Raw genomic sequence first — 15,375 nt, forward strand, 5'->3', positions numbered from 1 at the left:
CGCAGTCACCCTTCAGCCAATATTGCGAAAGGTATGAAAACATAGCCGCCCGGAAAAAACCCTAATTTCAGCAACGCGAATATGTGTTTCACCGCCGCAGCATCTCCAGGTACTGCTTCAGCACCACGGCGTTGTTGCGCCGTTCGTCCTTGGCGCTGAATACGAGCGTGACACGCTCGCGTCCAGCGCGGGCCGCCAGGTCGCGCACGACGTCGCGATGGGCCTTGAGTTCGCCGAGATAGCGACGGCGAAACTCCCCCCAGGTGAGCCGCCCGTCATGGAAAGCCTTGCGCAGTTCATCGCTCGGCGCGACCTCCTTTGGCCAAGCATCGATGCGCGCCTGTTCCTTGGAGATGCCGCGTGGCCAGAGGCGGTCGACCAGCACGCGGTGGCCGTCCCGGGAATCCGGCGAATCGTAGGCACGCTTCAAAGCAACGTTCACGATGACGCTCCTCCATGGTTTGGTGTCATCAGGTAGCGCAGCAAGGGCCTCATGCGCCGTGTAGGCAATCGCTTACATCACGGCACACGAAATACTGACATCACTAATGCCTAAAGAGCGCTAGATTGAGAATCACTCACGCCAGTTCCTGCACAGCAGTCGTGAGTCCCTTGCTTACGCCCGCGCTCCAGCGGGCTTTTTTATGCTCCGACGCGGGCATTACCGCTCTCGCCACAGCGGATGACATCGCTAATCGTCGAGATCCTCGATCAGCGTTTTCATCTCGGCGATCTCCTCGCGCTGCGACTCGATGATCTGGTCGGCCAGCTCCCTGACCCGGGGATCGGCGATGTTGGCCCGCTCGCTGGTCAGGATGGCGATGGAGTGGTGAGGGATCATGGCGCGCATGTAGGAGACGTCGTCGACCGTGGCCTGGCTTCTGACCAGCCACAGCGAAACGCCGAAGATCAACGCGCTACCGAGATAGATGCCGGCATTGATCTTGCGATTGGGGTACATGCCGATCATGTAGGTCAGCATGATGATGGCCATGCACGAGCCCATGATGAGCGCCATGTAGGTTCGCGTCTCGCTGTAGGTGAGGTGGTCGAGACGAAAGGTGTTGAGGTACATGAGGCCGTACATGACCACGGTCGAGGTCAGAATCATGGCGGCGAACTTGAAATACATCTTCATGTTCGGATCCTTGAGGTTGGCCCGGGCCGACGTCAGCGCCGGACCGGGACGAGTCCTTGAATTCCAGCGGTGGCACGCGATCAGCGAATCGTCGCCACCCCGCCTTACCCTTTCATCGTGGCTGAGCCCGCCGCTTTCATCCACCCGGGTGAAATACCCATCCCGATAGCACGCTACAGAGGCGCTCACGCGCCGAGCGCATCCCCCACCGCGATGGTCTGTCCCGCCCCCTCCAGCAGCGTGGCATTCTGGCCGAAATACGCCCCCGGGCGCCGCGGCTGCGTCTTCATCTCTATCAGCGTCTGCAGCGGCTCGCCGGGCACGGCGATGGTACCGCTAGCCTGGTCGACAGTGGTGATCTTGCAGCGCTGGCAAGGCTTGCGCAGTCCCATTCGATAGCGTCCGTCCGCCGAGCCGAGCGAGTCCCAGCCATCCTCGGCGAACGCATCGGTCCCGGCGACGACGATGTTGGGCCGAAAGCGATTCATCGGCAGCGCCTCGAGCCCCTTGGCCTGAAGCGTCCGGTTGAGCGCCGCGAGCGAGGCTTGCGTGGCGATCAGGAAAGGGTAGCCGTCGGCAAAGGCGATATGGGCCTCCTCTCCCTTCAGGTGATAGGGCTCCACGGCACGCCGCTCCTCGGGAGCGAAACGCACCAGACGCAGCCCACTGCCGCGCCAGTCGCCCAGCACACCGGCCAACCAAGTCTTCGCCTCGGCGCCTTCGTCCAGCGCCTGGCAGGCGGACTCCCAGACGTAGGCGGTCAGCCGCGGCTGGTCGTCGCGCGCCAGTTCGATGCGCAGAGGCTCGGCATCGGGATGCTCGAGAGTCAGCACATCGGCTCCGAGCGTGACGGAGATCAGAGCCATGGCCGGCATCTGGCGCTGGGTAACGAAGCGTCCCACGTCGTCGACGATCATCCACTGGCGATCGAAGGCAAGCCCCCGCACGCCGAGCGCCGCCTGCTGGAGTGGAATGCCGCGCAGCGACTTGACCGGATAAACGTTGAGCTGAGTGATGTGCATCTAGATTCTCCCTCTCACGCCAACGCCAGTTCGACGGCCTGCGCGGCATGGATCGCCGTGGTGTCGTAGAGCGGCACGGCGGTATCGTCCTGCGTGATCAGCAAGGCAATCTCGGTACAGCCGAGAATCACCGCCTGGGCGCCCCTTTCGGCCAGCGTTTCGATCACTTGCAGATAGGCCCTGCGCGAGGCCGGCTCAACCCTACCGAGACACAGCTCCTGGTAAATGACGCGGTGTATCGTGTCACGCTGGGCCTCGTCGGGAATCAGCACCTCGATGCCGTGATGCGCCTCGAGACGCTCGCGGTAGAACGTCTGCTCCATGGTGAAGCGCGTGCCCAAGAGCCCCACCCGTTCGACGCCGTCCTCGCGCAAGCGCTCGGCGGTGGCATCGGCGATATGCACAAGCGGAATACCAACGGCAGCTTCGATCTGGGGTGCCACCTTGTGCATGGTGTTGGTGCCGATCATCAGGAAGTCGGCGCCGGCTTGCTCCACTTGTCGCGCCGCCGTCGCCAGGGCCTCACCGCAGGCCTCCCATTCGCCCCGCTGCTGCAAGGCCTCGATATCGGCGAAATCGACGCTGACCATGACCACCCTGGCCGAATGCAGCCCGCCCAATCGCTGCTTCACTCCCTCGTTGAGGGCCCGGTAATAGCTCACGGTCGATTCCCAGCTCATGCCGCCGAGCAGGCCAATAGTTTTCATTTTTTCTGTCCCTTGATGGTTGGGGTCGGCCTGACCGACCATGAACTGCCGCTGACAAATGCGCTACCTTCCGAGACAATGTAGCGTTCCCGACAAGGCAAGAGGTGGCATAGATATGTCCGAGGCATGGCAGCAATATCGTAGCGCACCCGCGCGTGGAACGCGCCTGATCCCCTTCACGGAGCTGGCGGCCGGCGAGACTCGCACCCTGACCCTGCAGAGCGAGAACGGCAGCTTTCCGCTGCTACTGGTGCGCCTGGATGACACCGTGCTCGCCTACGTCAATGCCTGCCCTCATCAGTACCTACCGCTCGATCAGCGCGGCAGTCGTCTGCTCAGCCAGGATGGCGAGCAGCTGCGCTGCACCAACCACGACGCCACCTTCTCGGTCCGCACCGGGGAAGGCATCGGTGGCCTGGGCCTCGGTTGTGCCCTCGACCCGGTACCGGTCAGCGTCGACGATGAAGATTGGCTGGTCATTGCCGAAAGGAGTGAGCCGTAGCGACTTCAACCCGCTTGATCCATTTTATCAGTAACTTTTATGGGATAGGCAGGTTCCCATCAGCTAATTTCAATCGTAACCTTTCGCTTTCCCCACACGACAAGGACGCCGCATGTCTCCGGCCGATAGCCTGCGCCTTATCCTGCTCTCTTCGCTGTGGGGGATGTCCTTCATCTTCATGCGCGTGGCAGTGCCTGAGTTCGGCCCGGTACCGTTGATTCTGGTGCGCATGGGCCTGGGGGCGCTGCTGCTGCTGCCGCTTCTGTTCAGCCTGCGCTACCTTGCACTGGTGTGGGAGAACAAGGGCGGCCTGCTGCTGCTGGGGCTGGTCAATCATGTGCTGCCCTTCTGCCTGCTGGCATTGGCCACCGTACGCCTCGAAGCGGGCTTCACCTCGCTGATCAACGCCACCACGCCGATCTTCACCGCCCTGCTCGGTGCGCTGTTCTTCACCACGCCGGTGCAGCGCCGGCAATATCTCGGCCTGGCGCTGGCCTTCTTCGGCGTGTACGTGCTCTCGGCCAACCGGCTCGACTTCTCGCTGGGCGGCGACGGCTGGTTCATCCTCGCCGCCGTCGGTGCCACCTTCTGCTACGGTGTGGCCACCAACTACTCCAAGACCTACCTGTCGCATCTTCCTGTGCGCGTGCTGGCCGCGGGCAGCACGGCCATGTCGGCACTGCTGCTGCTGATCCCAGGGTTATGGCTGTGGCCCGCCGAGCCGATCGGCGGACTGGCCTGGGCCAATGCCCTGGGACTCGCCGCCTTCAGCACCACCCTCGCTTTCCTGCTCTACTTCGGGCTGATCTCCAGTGCCGGCGCCACCGCCACCTCGACAGTCACCTTCCTGGTGCCGGTCAGCGCGCTGCTCTGGGGTTACCTGCTACTGGATGAACGACTTAGCCTGCAGGTCATGATCGGCATGGCCATTACCCTGGCCGGGACCGCCATTGCCACGGGGATGATTCGGCTGCGCCGACGCGAAGTTGCCTGAAAACATGCCACGAACAAACAAGCCGGCAGCGCTAATTGCGCTGCCGCCTTGTTTGTCGCTGACTTTGTTCGTGGGATATCGAATCAGAAGTTCGGCTTGCGCTTCTCGACGAAAGCGCCCATGCCCTCACTCTGCTCGTCGCCGGCGAAGCAGAACGCGAACAGGGCGGTTTCCAGCGCCAGGGAGCTGTCGAGGTCCTGATCCATGCCGTCGTGCACGGCCTGCTTGGCGGCACGTACCGCCTGAGGACCGTTGCCGGAGAGCTGCTTGGCGAGTTCGGCGGCGTAGGCCTCGAGCTCGGCCTGGGGCATGACGCGGTTGACCAGGCCGATGCGCAGGGCTTCCTGGGCGTCGATCTTGCGCCCGGTGGTGACCAGATCGAGCGCCATGGCCGGCCCGACCCGACGCGGCAGGCGCTGGGTGCCGCCGAAGCCGGGAATCACCCCGAGCAGCACTTCCGGCTGGCCGAAGACGGCATTGTCGCTGGCGACGGCCCAGTCGCAGGCCAGCGCCAGTTCGCAGCCGCCGCCAAGACAAAACCCGTTCACCAAGGCGACCACCGGCACCGGCAAGGTCTCGAGACGCTTGATGGTACGCAGCGCCTGGTTGGCGAAGGCGCGTGCCTCTTCCGGCGTCTTCTCACGCATCTCGGTAATGTCGGCGCCGGCGACAAACGATTTCTCGCCCGCTCCGGTGATCAACACGGCGCGCAGGTCATTGCGCCCTTCCAGCTCGGTCAGGATGGTTTCCAGCTCGTGCAGCACCCCGCTGTTGAGGGCGTTCAGCGCCTTGGGACGGTTGACGGTCAAACGCACGACGCCGGCGTCATCGGCTACCTCGATCAGCTTCTCGCTCATGTGGGGCTCCTGTTATATCGCATTCTTGTAGAGGGTTACCGACCAACCCTAGCGAACGCTTGGTTGGTCGGCAATCCCCTGTTATACAAATTAGCGAAAGGAAGTGTTCGATTCACGTCACGAGCGAAGATAGGCTGGTTGCCGACGGACCGCAGCTCCCGGAGCGTAGCCTGTTACATGAGGAGAGCGACGGTTCGCCGGCAATCAAGATGGCTAGGTTCGTTCCCGACGAACCAACGCACTTCCCACATCCCTGTGGGTCGTCGAGCGCAGTAGTGAATCGTCGCTTACTGGTAGACGTGGAAGCCTCGCCCTGATTTCCGCCCCAGGTAGCCGGCAGCCACCATGCGCTTTAGCAGCGGGCAGGGGCGATACTTGGGATCGCCGAAACCTTCCTGCAGCACCTCCATGATTGCCAGGCAGACATCCAGCCCGATCAGGTCGGCCAAGGCCAGCGGCCCCATCGGATGCGCGGCCCCGAGCTTCATGGACTGGTCGATGTCATCGGCACTGGCCGCCCCCTCCTGCAGCAGGAAGGCGGCCTCGTTGATCATCGGCACCAGCAGGCGGTTGACGGCGAAGCCGGGCGAGTCGGCGATGGCTACCGGGGTCTTGCCCAGCGCTTTCGCCAACGCCTCGATGCGCGCCACGGTGGCATCGGAAGTCTGTTCGGCGCGAATCACCTCGACGAGCTTGAGCACCGGCACCGGATTGAAGAAGTGCATGCCCACCACGCGTTCGGGGCGCTCGCATACCGCGGCGAGGCGAGTCAGCGACAGCGATGAGGTGTTCGACGCCAGGATGGCGTCATGGGTCAGGCGGCTCAGATCGCGGAACAGCTTTTCCTTCAGCGCCGGCTGTTCGGGTGCGGCTTCGGCGATCACTTCGCAATCGCGCAGCGCCTCCAAGGAGGTGGTCGGCTCGAGGCGTGCCATGGCGTCGCGCTTCTCGCCCTCACCGAGCTTCTCCTTGGCCACCAGTTTGGCCAGCCCCTTGTCGATGGCGGCCTGGGCACGGCCGAGCTGGTCATCGGCCACGTCGTAGAGTCGAACGGGAAATCCGCTGCCGACCAGTACCTGGGCGATGCCCTGCCCCATGGTGCCGGCCCCGACCACGCCTATCGCTTGTTGGCTCATCGTATCTCTCCCGCTCAGTGCTTGCGCGCTTCTTCGCGCAGAACGAATTTCTGGATCTTGCCGGTGGAGGTCTTGGGCAGCTCGGTAAAGATCACCGTCTTCGGCACCTTGAAACGCGCCAAGTGGCTGCGGCAATGCTCGATGATCTCGGCTTCCGTGACCTCGCCGTAGCCCACCTTGCGCTTGACGAAGGCGCAGGGCGTCTCGCCCCATTTCTCGTCGGGCTTGGCCACCACCGCGGCCTCCTCCACCGCCGGATGCGAGTAGATGGCGTCCTCGACCTCGATGGTGGAAATGTTTTCGCCGCCGGAAATGATGATGTCCTTGGAGCGGTCCTTGATCTCGATGTAGCCGTCCGAGTGCCACACGGCGAGATCGCCGGTGTGGTACCAGCCGCCCTCCAGCGCCTGCTCGGTTGCTGCCTCGTTCTTGAGGTAGCCCTTCATCACGTTGTTGCCGCGCATGAGGATCTCACCGATGGTTTGGCCATCCTTGGGCACCGGCTCCAGGGTGTTGGGATCGGCCACGCAGAGCGCTTCGAGCATGTGATAACGCACGCCCTGGCGCGCCTTGATCTTGGCCCGCTGCTCGAGCGGCAGCTCGTTCCACGCCTCGCGCCAGGCGCACACGGTCACCGGGCCGTAGACCTCGGTGAGGCCGTAGACATGGGTGACCTCGATGCCGAGTGTCTCGACGCCGGTTATCACCGAGGCAGGCGGCGCGGCGCCAGCGGTGGTGACCTTCACCGGGTGATCGAAGGTGCACTTGTCCTCGGCCGGAAGATTGACCAGGCCATTGAGCACAATGGGCGCGCCGCTGAAGTGGGTCACCTTCTCGTCGGCGATCAGGTTCATGATCTTCCTGGGGTCGACCCGGCGCAGGCATACGCTGGTACCGGCGTTGGCGGCGATGGTCCAGGGGAAGCACCAGCCGTTGCAGTGAAACATCGGCAGGGTCCAGAGGTAGACCGGATGGTGCGGCATGGCCCATTCGAGGATGTTGCTCACCGCGTTCAGGTAGGCGCCGCGATGGTGATAGACCACCCCCTTGGGCTTGCCGGTGGTACCGGAAGTGTAATTGAGCGAGATCGCCTGCCATTCGTCCTCGGGAAGATGATAGGCGTAGTCCGGGTCGCCCTCGGCCAGCAGTTCCTCGTACTCCAGCTCACCGATGCGCCGCACCTCCCCCTCGAACAGGGCATCGTCGACGTCGATCACCAGCGGCTTGATGGCAAGCCGCGACACGGCATCCTCGATCACCCCGGCGAATTCCGGGTCGACCAGGATCGCCCGCGCCTCGCCGTGCTCCAGCATGTAGGCGATGGCGTCGGCATCGAGGCGAATGTTGAGCGTATTGAGCACGCAGCCGGCCAGCGGCACGCCGAAGTGCGCCTCGAACATGGCCGGCACGTTGGGCAGCATGGCGGCCACCGTCTCGCCGGGGTTGATGCCGCGCTGCTCCAGCGCCGAGGCGAGCCGGCGGCAACGCATCCAGGTCTCGCGCCAGCTGCGGCGAACATCGCCATGAATGACCGCCGGGTAGTCGGGATAGATGGAGGCGCTGCGCTCGATGAAGGTCAGCGGCGATAGCGCCACGTGGTTAGCCGGCGTCTTGGGCAGGCCCTGTTCGAAGATGCTGTCGTTCATGGTGGGCTCCGGTGGGTATCGTTATTGTGATAGGCAAGCATGCGCCGCCGGCACGCAGAAGGCCGGCGACGCCGCCGGTTCAGTGGGCCGCGACGTCAAGGTCGGCCAGGCTCGCCAGCCCCGCCTCGATGACGCGGAGGTTGCCACGGCCCACCGGCAACCACTGACGCAGAGCATAGTCGGCGGCGGCCAGCTTGTTGCGATAGAACGGCTCGCTGCTGCCGGCCGCCTGGGCGACGCTGGCCTTGAGCGCCGCCCGCCCCATCTGCCAGGCGCACAACACGTGGCCGGTCAGGCTTAGGAATGGCGTGGCGTAGGCCTGGACGGCATCGATGCCCCGCTCGGGGTCGCTGCCCTGCTCCAGCAAGATGGCCATGGCGGCGCGCAGGTCGGCCGCTCCCGCCGCCAGGTTCTCGCCAAGCACTTCCAGGCCCTCCTGCTGCTGCAGGGCGCGTGCGGTGGTCTCGACGTCATCGATCAGGCTGGCCAGGGCCGTGCCACCGTCACGCTGCAGCTTGCGCCCGGCCAGATCGAGCGCCTGGATGCCGTTGGTGCCCTCGTAGATCGGCGCGATGCGGGCATCGCGTAGCAGCTGGGCGGCACCCGTCTCCTCGATGTAGCCCATTCCGCCATGTACTTGCACGCCCAGCGAGGCGATGTCCACCGCCTGGTCGGTGGAGAAGGCCTTGACCACCGGGATCAGCACGTCGACCCGCGCCTGGGCGGCCTCGCGTTCGGTAGCCTCCGCGGCGTGGCGAGCCACATCGAGCTCGGCGGCACAGTACAGCGCCAGCGCGCGCAGGGCATCGGTGCGGGCACGCATCGACAGCAGCATGCGGCGCACGTCCAGATGGCCGCTGATGGTGCTCTCGCCATCGCCACGCGGGCTTCTGCCCTGCACGCGGTCCAGGGCATAGGCGAAGGCGTGCTGGCAGGCGCGTTCGGCCACGCCGATGCCCTGCACGCCGACCTTGTGGCGCGCCTCGTTCATCATGGTGAACATGTGGTTGAGACCTCGCCCCTCCTCGCCCACCAGGTAGCCGATGGCACCGTCGCCTTCGCCGAAGCTCAGGGTGCAGGTGGGCGAGCCGTGGATGCCCAGCTTGTGCTCTATGGAAGCGCAGGTGACGTCGTTGCGCTCGCCCAGGGTGCCGTCCGCGTCGACCAGGAACTTGGGCACCAGGAATAGCGAGATACCTTTATTGCCCTCGGGGGCATCGGGCTTGCGAGCCAGCACCAGGTGGATGATGTTCTCGCTGGCGTCGTGCTCGCCCCAGGTGATGAAGATCTTCTGGCCGAACAGGCGGTAGTGATCGCCCTCTTCATCAGGACATGGCACTGCGCGGGTACGCACCTTGGAAAGATCGGAGCCAGCCTGGGGCTCGGTGAGGTTCATGGTGCCGGTCCAGCTGCCCTCGACCAGCTTGGGAAGGTAGATCGCCTTGAGGATATCGCTGCCGTGGTGCGCAAGCGCCTCGATGGCGCCGGCGGTGAGCATCGGGCACAGCCCCAGCGCCATGTTGGCGCCATGCAGCATCTCCTGCACGCTACTGGCAACCACCTCGGGCAGGCCTTGGCCACCCAGCGCCTGGGACACGCCGATGCCGTTCCAGCCACCTTCGACATAGGCCTGATAGGCCTCAGCGAAGCCGTCGGGGAGCGTTACGCCGCCGTCCTCGCGGCGAACGCAGCCCTGCCGATCGCCGCTGGCATTGAGCGGCGCCCAGACCTCACCCGACAGCCTGGCGGCCTCCTCCAGCACGGCCTCCACCAGGTCGGGGCTGGTTTCCTCGAAGCCGGGCAGGTCGAGCGAGCGCTGCTCGAGCAGCTCCTCGAGCACGAAGCGAAGATCACGAACGGGGGCGGCGAAGGGAAACATGGCAATACCTCAGGAAAACGATAACGGCGATAGTAGATTCACTATTTCACGTTAACCATTATCCCTAGGTCGCAGTCAGGTGGCCATGGCAACCGACCGTATAACGCAACGCGCCCGGTGCGATGGCACCGGGCGCGAAGAGGAAACGGGAGTATGGATCAGGGGCGGCTGGCGCGCGTCGCATCGTCACCGGTCATGACCGGCTCGTCCGCTCGCTTCTCGTCCTCCTCATACTCATCCCTGTCACCTTCGGGATAGAAAACGATGTGCGGCTCGTCGGGCGGAGGCGGGCCGACCAGCGGTTCGGCCACTTCCACATCGGGCACAAGAGCGGACAGATCCTCCATATGCTCATGCTCGATGGCGCCCTGCATCAACTCCTCGGTGACGGCCAGCTCGGCACCCACCGACGACATCGGTGTCGAGGGAGCGAAGGGCGCCACCGGCATCGGCGCCGGGCGCACGCTGCGCCGCCAAGTGAAGAAGCCCACCAGGAACAGGCTCAGGGCACCGAAGGCCCAGAACAGTCCGGTATCGCCGACCCAGGCCATGACCGGCGAGATCATCGGCGGACTCACCGCCGAGCCGATGGCGTTGATCATCAACAGGCCCTGGCTCATGCGCACCAGCGCTCCCGCCGGCGCGCGGTCGGCGGCATGGCTCACCGCCACCGGATAGAGCGCGAAGACGCCGCCGCCGAGCAGGAACAGCAACGCCGCCAACACCCACGACTGAAGAGGTAACAACAGCATGCCGGCGGAAATCAGGGCGCAGAAGGCACCGATCAGGATCAGCACCATCTGGCGGTCGTGGCGGTCGGACCAGCGCCCGATGGGATACTGCAGCAGCATGGCGCCAAGCACCACGACGGCCATCATCTGGCCGACCTGCGCGACCGACAGGCCGACGCGCTGCAGATAGAGCGGCAACAGGGAGTAAACGGCCGCCACCGCCAGGCCGGAACCGAAGCTGCCCATTACCCCGGTGGGCGTCATGGTGATCAGGCGCATCGGCGACAGCGGCTCGGCATGCTCGATCAGCGGCGAGACCCGCGGGATCATCGCCATGGGGAGCACCGACAGCGAGGCCAGCATGCCGATGACCATGAAGGGGGCGGTTTCGCCCATGGCGTCGGTCACCCCCAGCAGCAGTTGCCCGACCACACCGGCGGCATAGAGCGAGATCATGTAGAGCGCCAGCAGGCGCCCGCGCACTTTCTGGTCGCCCGAGGTGAGCAACCAACTCTCGATCACCAGGTAGACCCCGACCGTGGCCCAGCCACCGACCAGGCGTAGCGCAAACCAGGCCCAGGGCTCGAAGAACAGCGCCTGCAGCAGCACGGTGACCGCCACCAGCGAGGCGAAGCTGCCATAGGCGCGAATGTGACCGATGCGCAGCAATAGCCTGTCGTTGAACATGGCGCCCAGCGCCAGGCCGATGAAATAGGCGGACGAGACCCAGCCGATGACCACCGGCGACTCCCCGGCCGCATCCAACCGCAGGGTAATCAGCGTGGCCAGGAAACCGTTGCCGATCCCCAGAATGAACAGCCCCAGTAGGGGAGCCAGGGCCATGGCCAGCAATTGGCGCGACATGCAGAAGCCTCACTCGGAAGGTGACACGTGACGATACGAGAAGATGGCAGATAACCCCGTTGACTGCCTACGCATGACACGTACGAGCGACTCGGGCGATACGCCGCCCTTGACCAGGGCGCGCGAATCATACGCCCGCTGCGCCACGAGTCAATCGCTTTCTCGGGGTGCCTGGTGAGATATGGTGTTTTCGCCGGGAACTCAACCCCACCGCAGCCACTTTCACTGTTTTTGCAGCAGCGCTACATCGGCGGCGGGAAACTCGACGCACATACCGAGCCGCCCCGCCAGCCATTCGAAGCTAATCTCGCTGAAGAAGCACACATGGGTCGGGTCGAGAATGTAGTGCCAGCGGGCAAAGGCCTCTTCAGAGGTCACGCGCTTGGTCATTACTCCAAGCCACCCACCGGCAGGGAGCAGCGCCGCGAGCCGCTCGAACTCACGGCCCGGCCGGAACAGGTGTTCCGCCACTTCGGTCGCGGTGACGAAGTCGTAGCCTCGATCGAGTACCGCACGATCCGGGGCGTAGAAGGGATCGTAGATCGCCATGGAGTGCCCCGCCTCCTCGAACATCAGCGACAGCGTGGGCCCGGGGCCGGCGCCGAAATCGAGCCCGCACGCGCCGGGGGCCAACCGGCTGTGCAGCGGCTCGAACAGTCGCGCCAGGAAGCGCCGGTAGCCCGGGTCGTCGGGACGGTTCTGGTGCTGGTCGTAGACGGCCTTCTCCGCCTCGGGCGCGATGCGCTGCTCGGGGGGCACGAAAGCCAGCTGGCAGCGCTCGCAGCGATAGTAGTCGCGGCGCGCATCACGATGGAAATGGCGCGTGCGGGTCGCATCGCATAGCGGGCAGGTCGGCATCGTCGTATCCTTTTATGGCTGACGAATCAAAGCGTATCGAATACACACCACAACGAGGAGGCCTGCATGCTGTCAGGTCTGGATCATCTGGTCATTACCGTAACCGACATTTCACGCGCCGTGGACTTCTACTCCCGGGTGCTCGGGCTCGAAGTGCGCTATCGCGACCGCGAGCGCGTCGATCTCATGCTCGGCGACATTGCCCTGCGCCTGCACTGGACCGACACCGACATCGTGCCGCGAGCCGCCACCCCGACGCCGGGCAGCCTCGACCTCTGCTTGCGCAGCCTGCTGCCGCTGGAGGAAGTGCGCCGCCACCTGGAGGCCCTCGACGTCGAAGTGGAACTGGGGCCCGTCACCCGCCAAGGGGCCAACGGCAGCATCGAATCGCTCTATCTTCGCGACCCCGACGGCAACCTGCTGGAAATCAGCCGCCCGTCCCGCGATGGCGGCGAATGATGCTCACCGCTGGCATTGTCGCTGTCGGCCGGTATCATTGGCGCCAACATTCCGTTTTTGGGACGCCGCATGAACGACAACCCGCAGCGCAACGATGCTTCCGATCATCATGTCGTGACCGAATCGGGCGGCAAGCCCGACACGACCCTTCCACTCGTCGTCTACGCCCTCTACCTGGCGGGCATCGTGACCGGGGGATTGACCGCCCTGATAGGCATCGTGATCGCCTACGTCTACCGGGGCAACGGGCCGCACTGGCTCGATGAGCATTACCGCTACCAGATCCGCACGTTCTGGCTGGCCATGCTCTATTTCGCCATTTCGGCCCTGCTGACGCTGGTGATGATCGGCTTCATCACCTGGTTGCTGGTCGTGGTCTGGCTGGTGGTACGCTGCGTCAAGGGCATGAAGCGACTGCAGGAACACCGCGAACCGGCCAACGTGGATGCCTGGCTGCTCTGAGCCCATGAGCGATACGTCGTCCCCCGCTTCCACCCTGCAGGGCCGGGTCATAGCCCTGCTCTGGCGCACGCTGGCCGGGCGCCGGCCGCACACGCTATGGCGGTTGGCTCACATGGCCGGCCCCCTCATCTATCGCTTCAGCCAGCGTGAACGTGAAGTCACCGAAATCAACCTGGCGGAAGTCTTTCCCGAGCGCAGCGCAGCGGCACGACGCCGCCTGGCGCGGGAGAGCCTGGTTCATTCGACTGCCACCATGCTGGAGCTGGGCTTCGCCTGGATGGCCCGCCCGGAACGGGTCGAAGCCGCCATTCGCGAGATCCACGGCCGTGAGCTGCTCGACGAGGCCCGCGCCGAAGGCCGGGGCGTCATCGTGCTGGCTCCCCATTTCGGCAACTGGGAAGTGCTCAATTTCTGGCTATCGAGCCACTTCCCCTTCACCGCCATGTACGAGCCGCCCAAGATCGCCGAGCTAGACCCAGTGATCCGCCAAGGGCGTGAGCGCATGGGTGCCAAGCTCGTCCCCACCAATCCGCGCGGCGTGGCGGCGCTACTGAAGGCGCTCAAGCGTAGCGAGGCGGTGGGAATCCTGCCCGATCAGGAGCCGAGCTGGGGTAGCGGCGTGTTCGCTCCCTTCTATCACCGTCTTGCCTACACCGCGACCCTGCTGCCCAAGCTGGTCGCGCGCACCGATGCGCGCGTGGTCACCGGCGTGGCCCGCCGCCTGCCGCGGGGCGGCTTCGCCATCCATTTCCTCGCCGCGGACGAGCGCGTCTATGCCGCCGACGACGAGACCTCTGCCACCGGCGTCAACGCCTGCGTCGAGGCTGCCATCGCCCTCGATCCCGCCCAGTACCAATGGGAGTACAAGCGCTATCGCAAGGTAGTCGAGCAGCAGCAAGGCCACCCGGATCACAAATCGTTCCGTCTCTACTGACACTGCATCGACACGCATTTACCATCGCTGGCTGGCAAGCCGGCCCTATCCTGCTAGACTGCCTGCAACGCTTGACGGGGTGCCGGTGGAACCGGCTGAGATCGCCATACGACACTGCTTGCAGGCTGTCGTCACGGCGGGGCCCGTAGAACCTGATCCGGCTCGTACCGGCGTAGGGATCAAGCGGTGGCCGCGTACCCTGCCCTTCCGCGTCACCTCTTTCTCCTCGCCCGCTCCGGATCGTGCCACGTACCGGAGGCAAGATGGGCTACCGCTTCACCGACCTTACGAACGCCTGCCAGGCCGACTGGCGTGCCTACATCGAGCACGACTTCGTGCGCGAGTTGGGCGCCGGCACTCTCGAGGAAGGCGCCTTTCGCCACTACCTGCAGCAGGACTATCTGTTCCTGATCCACTTCGCCCGTGCCTATGCCCTGGCCGCCTACAAGAGCCGCAGCCTCACCGACCTGCGCCAGGCTCATGAAGGCCTCAAGGCGATCCTCGACGTGGAACTCGATCTGCACGTGGGCTACTGCCGCGAATGGGGCATCGACGAGGAGCAGCTGGCTGCGTTGCCCGAAGCCCGGGCGACGATGGCCTATACCCGCTACGTACTCGACACCGGTAACCGCGGCGACCTGCTCGACCTGCACGTGGCGCTTGCTCCCTGCCTGGTGGGCTATGGAGAGATCGCCCATTGGCTGAATGCCCAGGCGTTTACCGTGCGTGGCGCAGCCAACCCCTCCGAGGCGTGGATCGCCATGTACGAGAGCGAGGAATTCCAGGACGCCATGCGCGCCGAGCTCGGATGGCTCGACGCACGCCTGGCCGACGTGACCCCGGCGCGCTTTGACGAGCTCTCCGAGGTGTTCCGCGATGCCACGCGACTCGAGATCGATTTCTGGCAGATGGGACTGGATCGCGCGATCTGACCCGCTGCCGTGCAAGACCGTTGCCGCTGCGAAGCATGAGGAGCGGAAACGACCTGCCCGCCGATAGTGGCGGGCGAACACGCTTGACGGGGTGCCGTTGAAGACGGCTGAGATCATGCAGCGCCGCGCGCCCAGCATGGATCCCGTTGAACCTGAACTGGCTAGGACCAGCGTAGGGATCAAGCGACACGCAGCCGGGCTCCCCCGCCTGCCCCTGTCCTCCCCAGCTGTCCTCCCTGACGACCCACAACAAG

General features: G+C 64.8%; 16 protein-coding genes and 2 riboswitches. Of the genes, 6 read left to right on the forward strand and 10 right to left on the reverse strand.

Features of this window, described 5'->3' with window-relative positions; genetic code table 11:
* Positions 1-88 precede the first annotated feature (88 nt).
* The 4 genes from CYJ07_RS04970 to CYJ07_RS04985 form a co-directional block, all read right to left on the reverse strand.
* Positions 89-442 (reverse strand): DUF488 domain-containing protein, encoded by a 354-nt coding sequence (locus CYJ07_RS04970; RefSeq protein WP_197038256.1) that lies wholly within the window; start codon positions 440-442, stop codon positions 89-91.
* A 249-nt stretch (positions 443-691) separates the two neighbouring features.
* Complete coding sequence (locus CYJ07_RS04975) at positions 692-1,138, reverse strand: DUF305 domain-containing protein (protein ID WP_104202572.1); 447 nt, start codon at positions 1,136-1,138, stop codon at positions 692-694.
* A 185-nt stretch (positions 1,139-1,323) separates the two neighbouring features.
* A complete protein-coding gene (locus CYJ07_RS04980) occupies positions 1,324-2,160 on the reverse strand; it encodes an MOSC domain-containing protein (protein ID WP_104202573.1) in 837 nt (278 codons plus the stop codon).
* A 14-nt stretch (positions 2,161-2,174) separates the two neighbouring features.
* Positions 2,175-2,867 (reverse strand): aspartate/glutamate racemase family protein, encoded by a 693-nt coding sequence (locus CYJ07_RS04985; RefSeq protein ID WP_104202574.1) that lies wholly within the window; start codon positions 2,865-2,867, stop codon positions 2,175-2,177.
* A 115-nt stretch (positions 2,868-2,982) separates the two neighbouring features.
* Here CYJ07_RS04985 and CYJ07_RS04990 point away from each other — a divergent pair, with 115 nt between their 5' ends.
* On the forward strand, positions 2,983-3,369 hold the full coding sequence (locus tag CYJ07_RS04990) for a Rieske (2Fe-2S) protein (protein WP_104202575.1): 387 nt from the start codon (positions 2,983-2,985) through the stop codon (positions 3,367-3,369).
* 112 nt (positions 3,370-3,481) lie between these two features.
* A complete protein-coding gene (locus CYJ07_RS04995) occupies positions 3,482-4,363 on the forward strand; it encodes a DMT family transporter (protein WP_104202576.1) in 882 nt (293 codons plus the stop codon).
* 83 nt (positions 4,364-4,446) lie between these two features.
* Here CYJ07_RS04995 and CYJ07_RS05000 read toward each other — a convergent pair whose 3' ends face one another.
* The 6 genes from CYJ07_RS05000 to CYJ07_RS05025 form a co-directional block, all read right to left on the reverse strand.
* Positions 4,447-5,220, reverse strand: a complete 774-nt coding sequence (locus CYJ07_RS05000) for an enoyl-CoA hydratase-related protein (protein ID WP_104202577.1) — start codon at positions 5,218-5,220, stop codon at positions 4,447-4,449.
* A gap of 287 nt (positions 5,221-5,507) precedes the next feature.
* Positions 5,508-6,356, reverse strand: coding sequence for a 3-hydroxybutyryl-CoA dehydrogenase (locus CYJ07_RS05005; protein WP_104202578.1), 849 nt, complete (start codon positions 6,354-6,356; stop codon positions 5,508-5,510).
* 14 nt (positions 6,357-6,370) lie between these two features.
* Complete coding sequence (locus tag CYJ07_RS05010) at positions 6,371-8,002, reverse strand: acyl-CoA synthetase (RefSeq protein ID WP_104202579.1); 1,632 nt, start codon at positions 8,000-8,002, stop codon at positions 6,371-6,373.
* Between the two features lie 79 nt (positions 8,003-8,081).
* Positions 8,082-9,881 carry an acyl-CoA dehydrogenase gene (locus CYJ07_RS05015; RefSeq protein ID WP_104202580.1) on the reverse strand — a complete coding sequence of 600 codons (1,800 nt, stop codon included), beginning with the start codon at positions 9,879-9,881 and terminating at the stop codon, positions 8,082-8,084.
* Positions 9,882-10,039: 158 nt separating this feature from the next.
* The gene (locus CYJ07_RS05020) at positions 10,040-11,476 is read right to left on the reverse strand and encodes an MFS transporter (RefSeq protein WP_231489536.1); all 1,437 of its coding nucleotides are present in this window, start codon (positions 11,474-11,476) and stop codon (positions 10,040-10,042) included.
* A gap of 222 nt (positions 11,477-11,698) precedes the next feature.
* Positions 11,699-12,334, reverse strand: a complete 636-nt coding sequence (locus CYJ07_RS05025; RefSeq protein ID WP_104202581.1) for a class I SAM-dependent methyltransferase — start codon at positions 12,332-12,334, stop codon at positions 11,699-11,701.
* A gap of 66 nt (positions 12,335-12,400) precedes the next feature.
* On the opposite strand from CYJ07_RS05025, the gene CYJ07_RS05030 reads away from it, so the two are divergent.
* From CYJ07_RS05030 to tenA, 4 genes are all read left to right on the forward strand, one after another.
* On the forward strand, positions 12,401-12,793 hold the full coding sequence (locus tag CYJ07_RS05030; protein ID WP_104202582.1) for a VOC family protein: 393 nt from the start codon (positions 12,401-12,403) through the stop codon (positions 12,791-12,793).
* 69 nt (positions 12,794-12,862) lie between these two features.
* Positions 12,863-13,255 carry a DUF4870 family protein gene (locus CYJ07_RS05035; protein ID WP_197038257.1) on the forward strand — a complete coding sequence of 131 codons (393 nt, stop codon included), beginning with the start codon at positions 12,863-12,865 and terminating at the stop codon, positions 13,253-13,255.
* Between the two features lie 4 nt (positions 13,256-13,259).
* On the forward strand, positions 13,260-14,189 hold the full coding sequence (locus CYJ07_RS05040) for a lysophospholipid acyltransferase family protein (protein ID WP_104202583.1): 930 nt from the start codon (positions 13,260-13,262) through the stop codon (positions 14,187-14,189).
* A gap of 65 nt (positions 14,190-14,254) precedes the next feature.
* Positions 14,255-14,385, forward strand: a riboswitch (TPP riboswitch).
* 67 nt (positions 14,386-14,452) lie between these two features.
* Positions 14,453-15,121, forward strand: a complete 669-nt coding sequence (gene tenA / locus CYJ07_RS05045; protein ID WP_104202584.1) for a thiaminase II — start codon at positions 14,453-14,455, stop codon at positions 15,119-15,121.
* Between the two features lie 77 nt (positions 15,122-15,198).
* Positions 15,199-15,317, forward strand: a riboswitch (TPP riboswitch).
* Positions 15,318-15,375 lie beyond the last annotated feature (58 nt).

This window comes from Billgrantia saliphila, assembly GCF_002930105.1.
GTDB classification, from domain to species: domain Bacteria; phylum Pseudomonadota; class Gammaproteobacteria; order Pseudomonadales; family Halomonadaceae; genus Halomonas; species Halomonas saliphila.

Bases quoted from the DNA above. Each gene is read 5' to 3' on its own strand.
- CYJ07_RS04975 (WP_104202572.1), bottom strand. From the start codon at position 1,138: ATGAAGATGTATTTCAAGTTCGCCGCCATGATTCTGACCTCGACCGTG.
- CYJ07_RS04980 (WP_104202573.1), bottom strand. From the start codon at position 2,160: ATGCACATCACTCAGCTCAACGTTTATCCGGTCAAGTCGCTGCGCGGC.
- CYJ07_RS04985 (WP_104202574.1), bottom strand. From the start codon at position 2,867: ATGAAAACTATTGGCCTGCTCGGCGGCATGAGCTGGGAATCGACCGTG.
- CYJ07_RS04990 (WP_104202575.1), top strand. From the start codon at position 2,983: ATGTCCGAGGCATGGCAGCAATATCGTAGCGCACCCGCGCGTGGAACG.
- CYJ07_RS04995 (WP_104202576.1), top strand. From the start codon at position 3,482: ATGTCTCCGGCCGATAGCCTGCGCCTTATCCTGCTCTCTTCGCTGTGG.
- CYJ07_RS05000 (WP_104202577.1), bottom strand. From the start codon at position 5,220: ATGAGCGAGAAGCTGATCGAGGTAGCCGATGACGCCGGCGTCGTGCGT.
- CYJ07_RS05005 (WP_104202578.1), bottom strand. From the start codon at position 6,356: ATGAGCCAACAAGCGATAGGCGTGGTCGGGGCCGGCACCATGGGGCAG.
- CYJ07_RS05010 (WP_104202579.1), bottom strand. From the start codon at position 8,002: ATGAACGACAGCATCTTCGAACAGGGCCTGCCCAAGACGCCGGCTAAC.
- CYJ07_RS05015 (WP_104202580.1), bottom strand. From the start codon at position 9,881: ATGTTTCCCTTCGCCGCCCCCGTTCGTGATCTTCGCTTCGTGCTCGAG.
- CYJ07_RS05020 (WP_231489536.1), bottom strand. From the start codon at position 11,476: ATGTCGCGCCAATTGCTGGCCATGGCCCTGGCTCCCCTACTGGGGCTG.
- CYJ07_RS05025 (WP_104202581.1), bottom strand. From the start codon at position 12,334: ATGCCGACCTGCCCGCTATGCGATGCGACCCGCACGCGCCATTTCCAT.
- CYJ07_RS05030 (WP_104202582.1), top strand. From the start codon at position 12,401: ATGCTGTCAGGTCTGGATCATCTGGTCATTACCGTAACCGACATTTCA.
- CYJ07_RS05035 (WP_197038257.1), top strand. From the start codon at position 12,863: ATGAACGACAACCCGCAGCGCAACGATGCTTCCGATCATCATGTCGTG.
- CYJ07_RS05040 (WP_104202583.1), top strand. From the start codon at position 13,260: ATGAGCGATACGTCGTCCCCCGCTTCCACCCTGCAGGGCCGGGTCATA.
- tenA (WP_104202584.1), top strand. From the start codon at position 14,453: ATGGGCTACCGCTTCACCGACCTTACGAACGCCTGCCAGGCCGACTGG.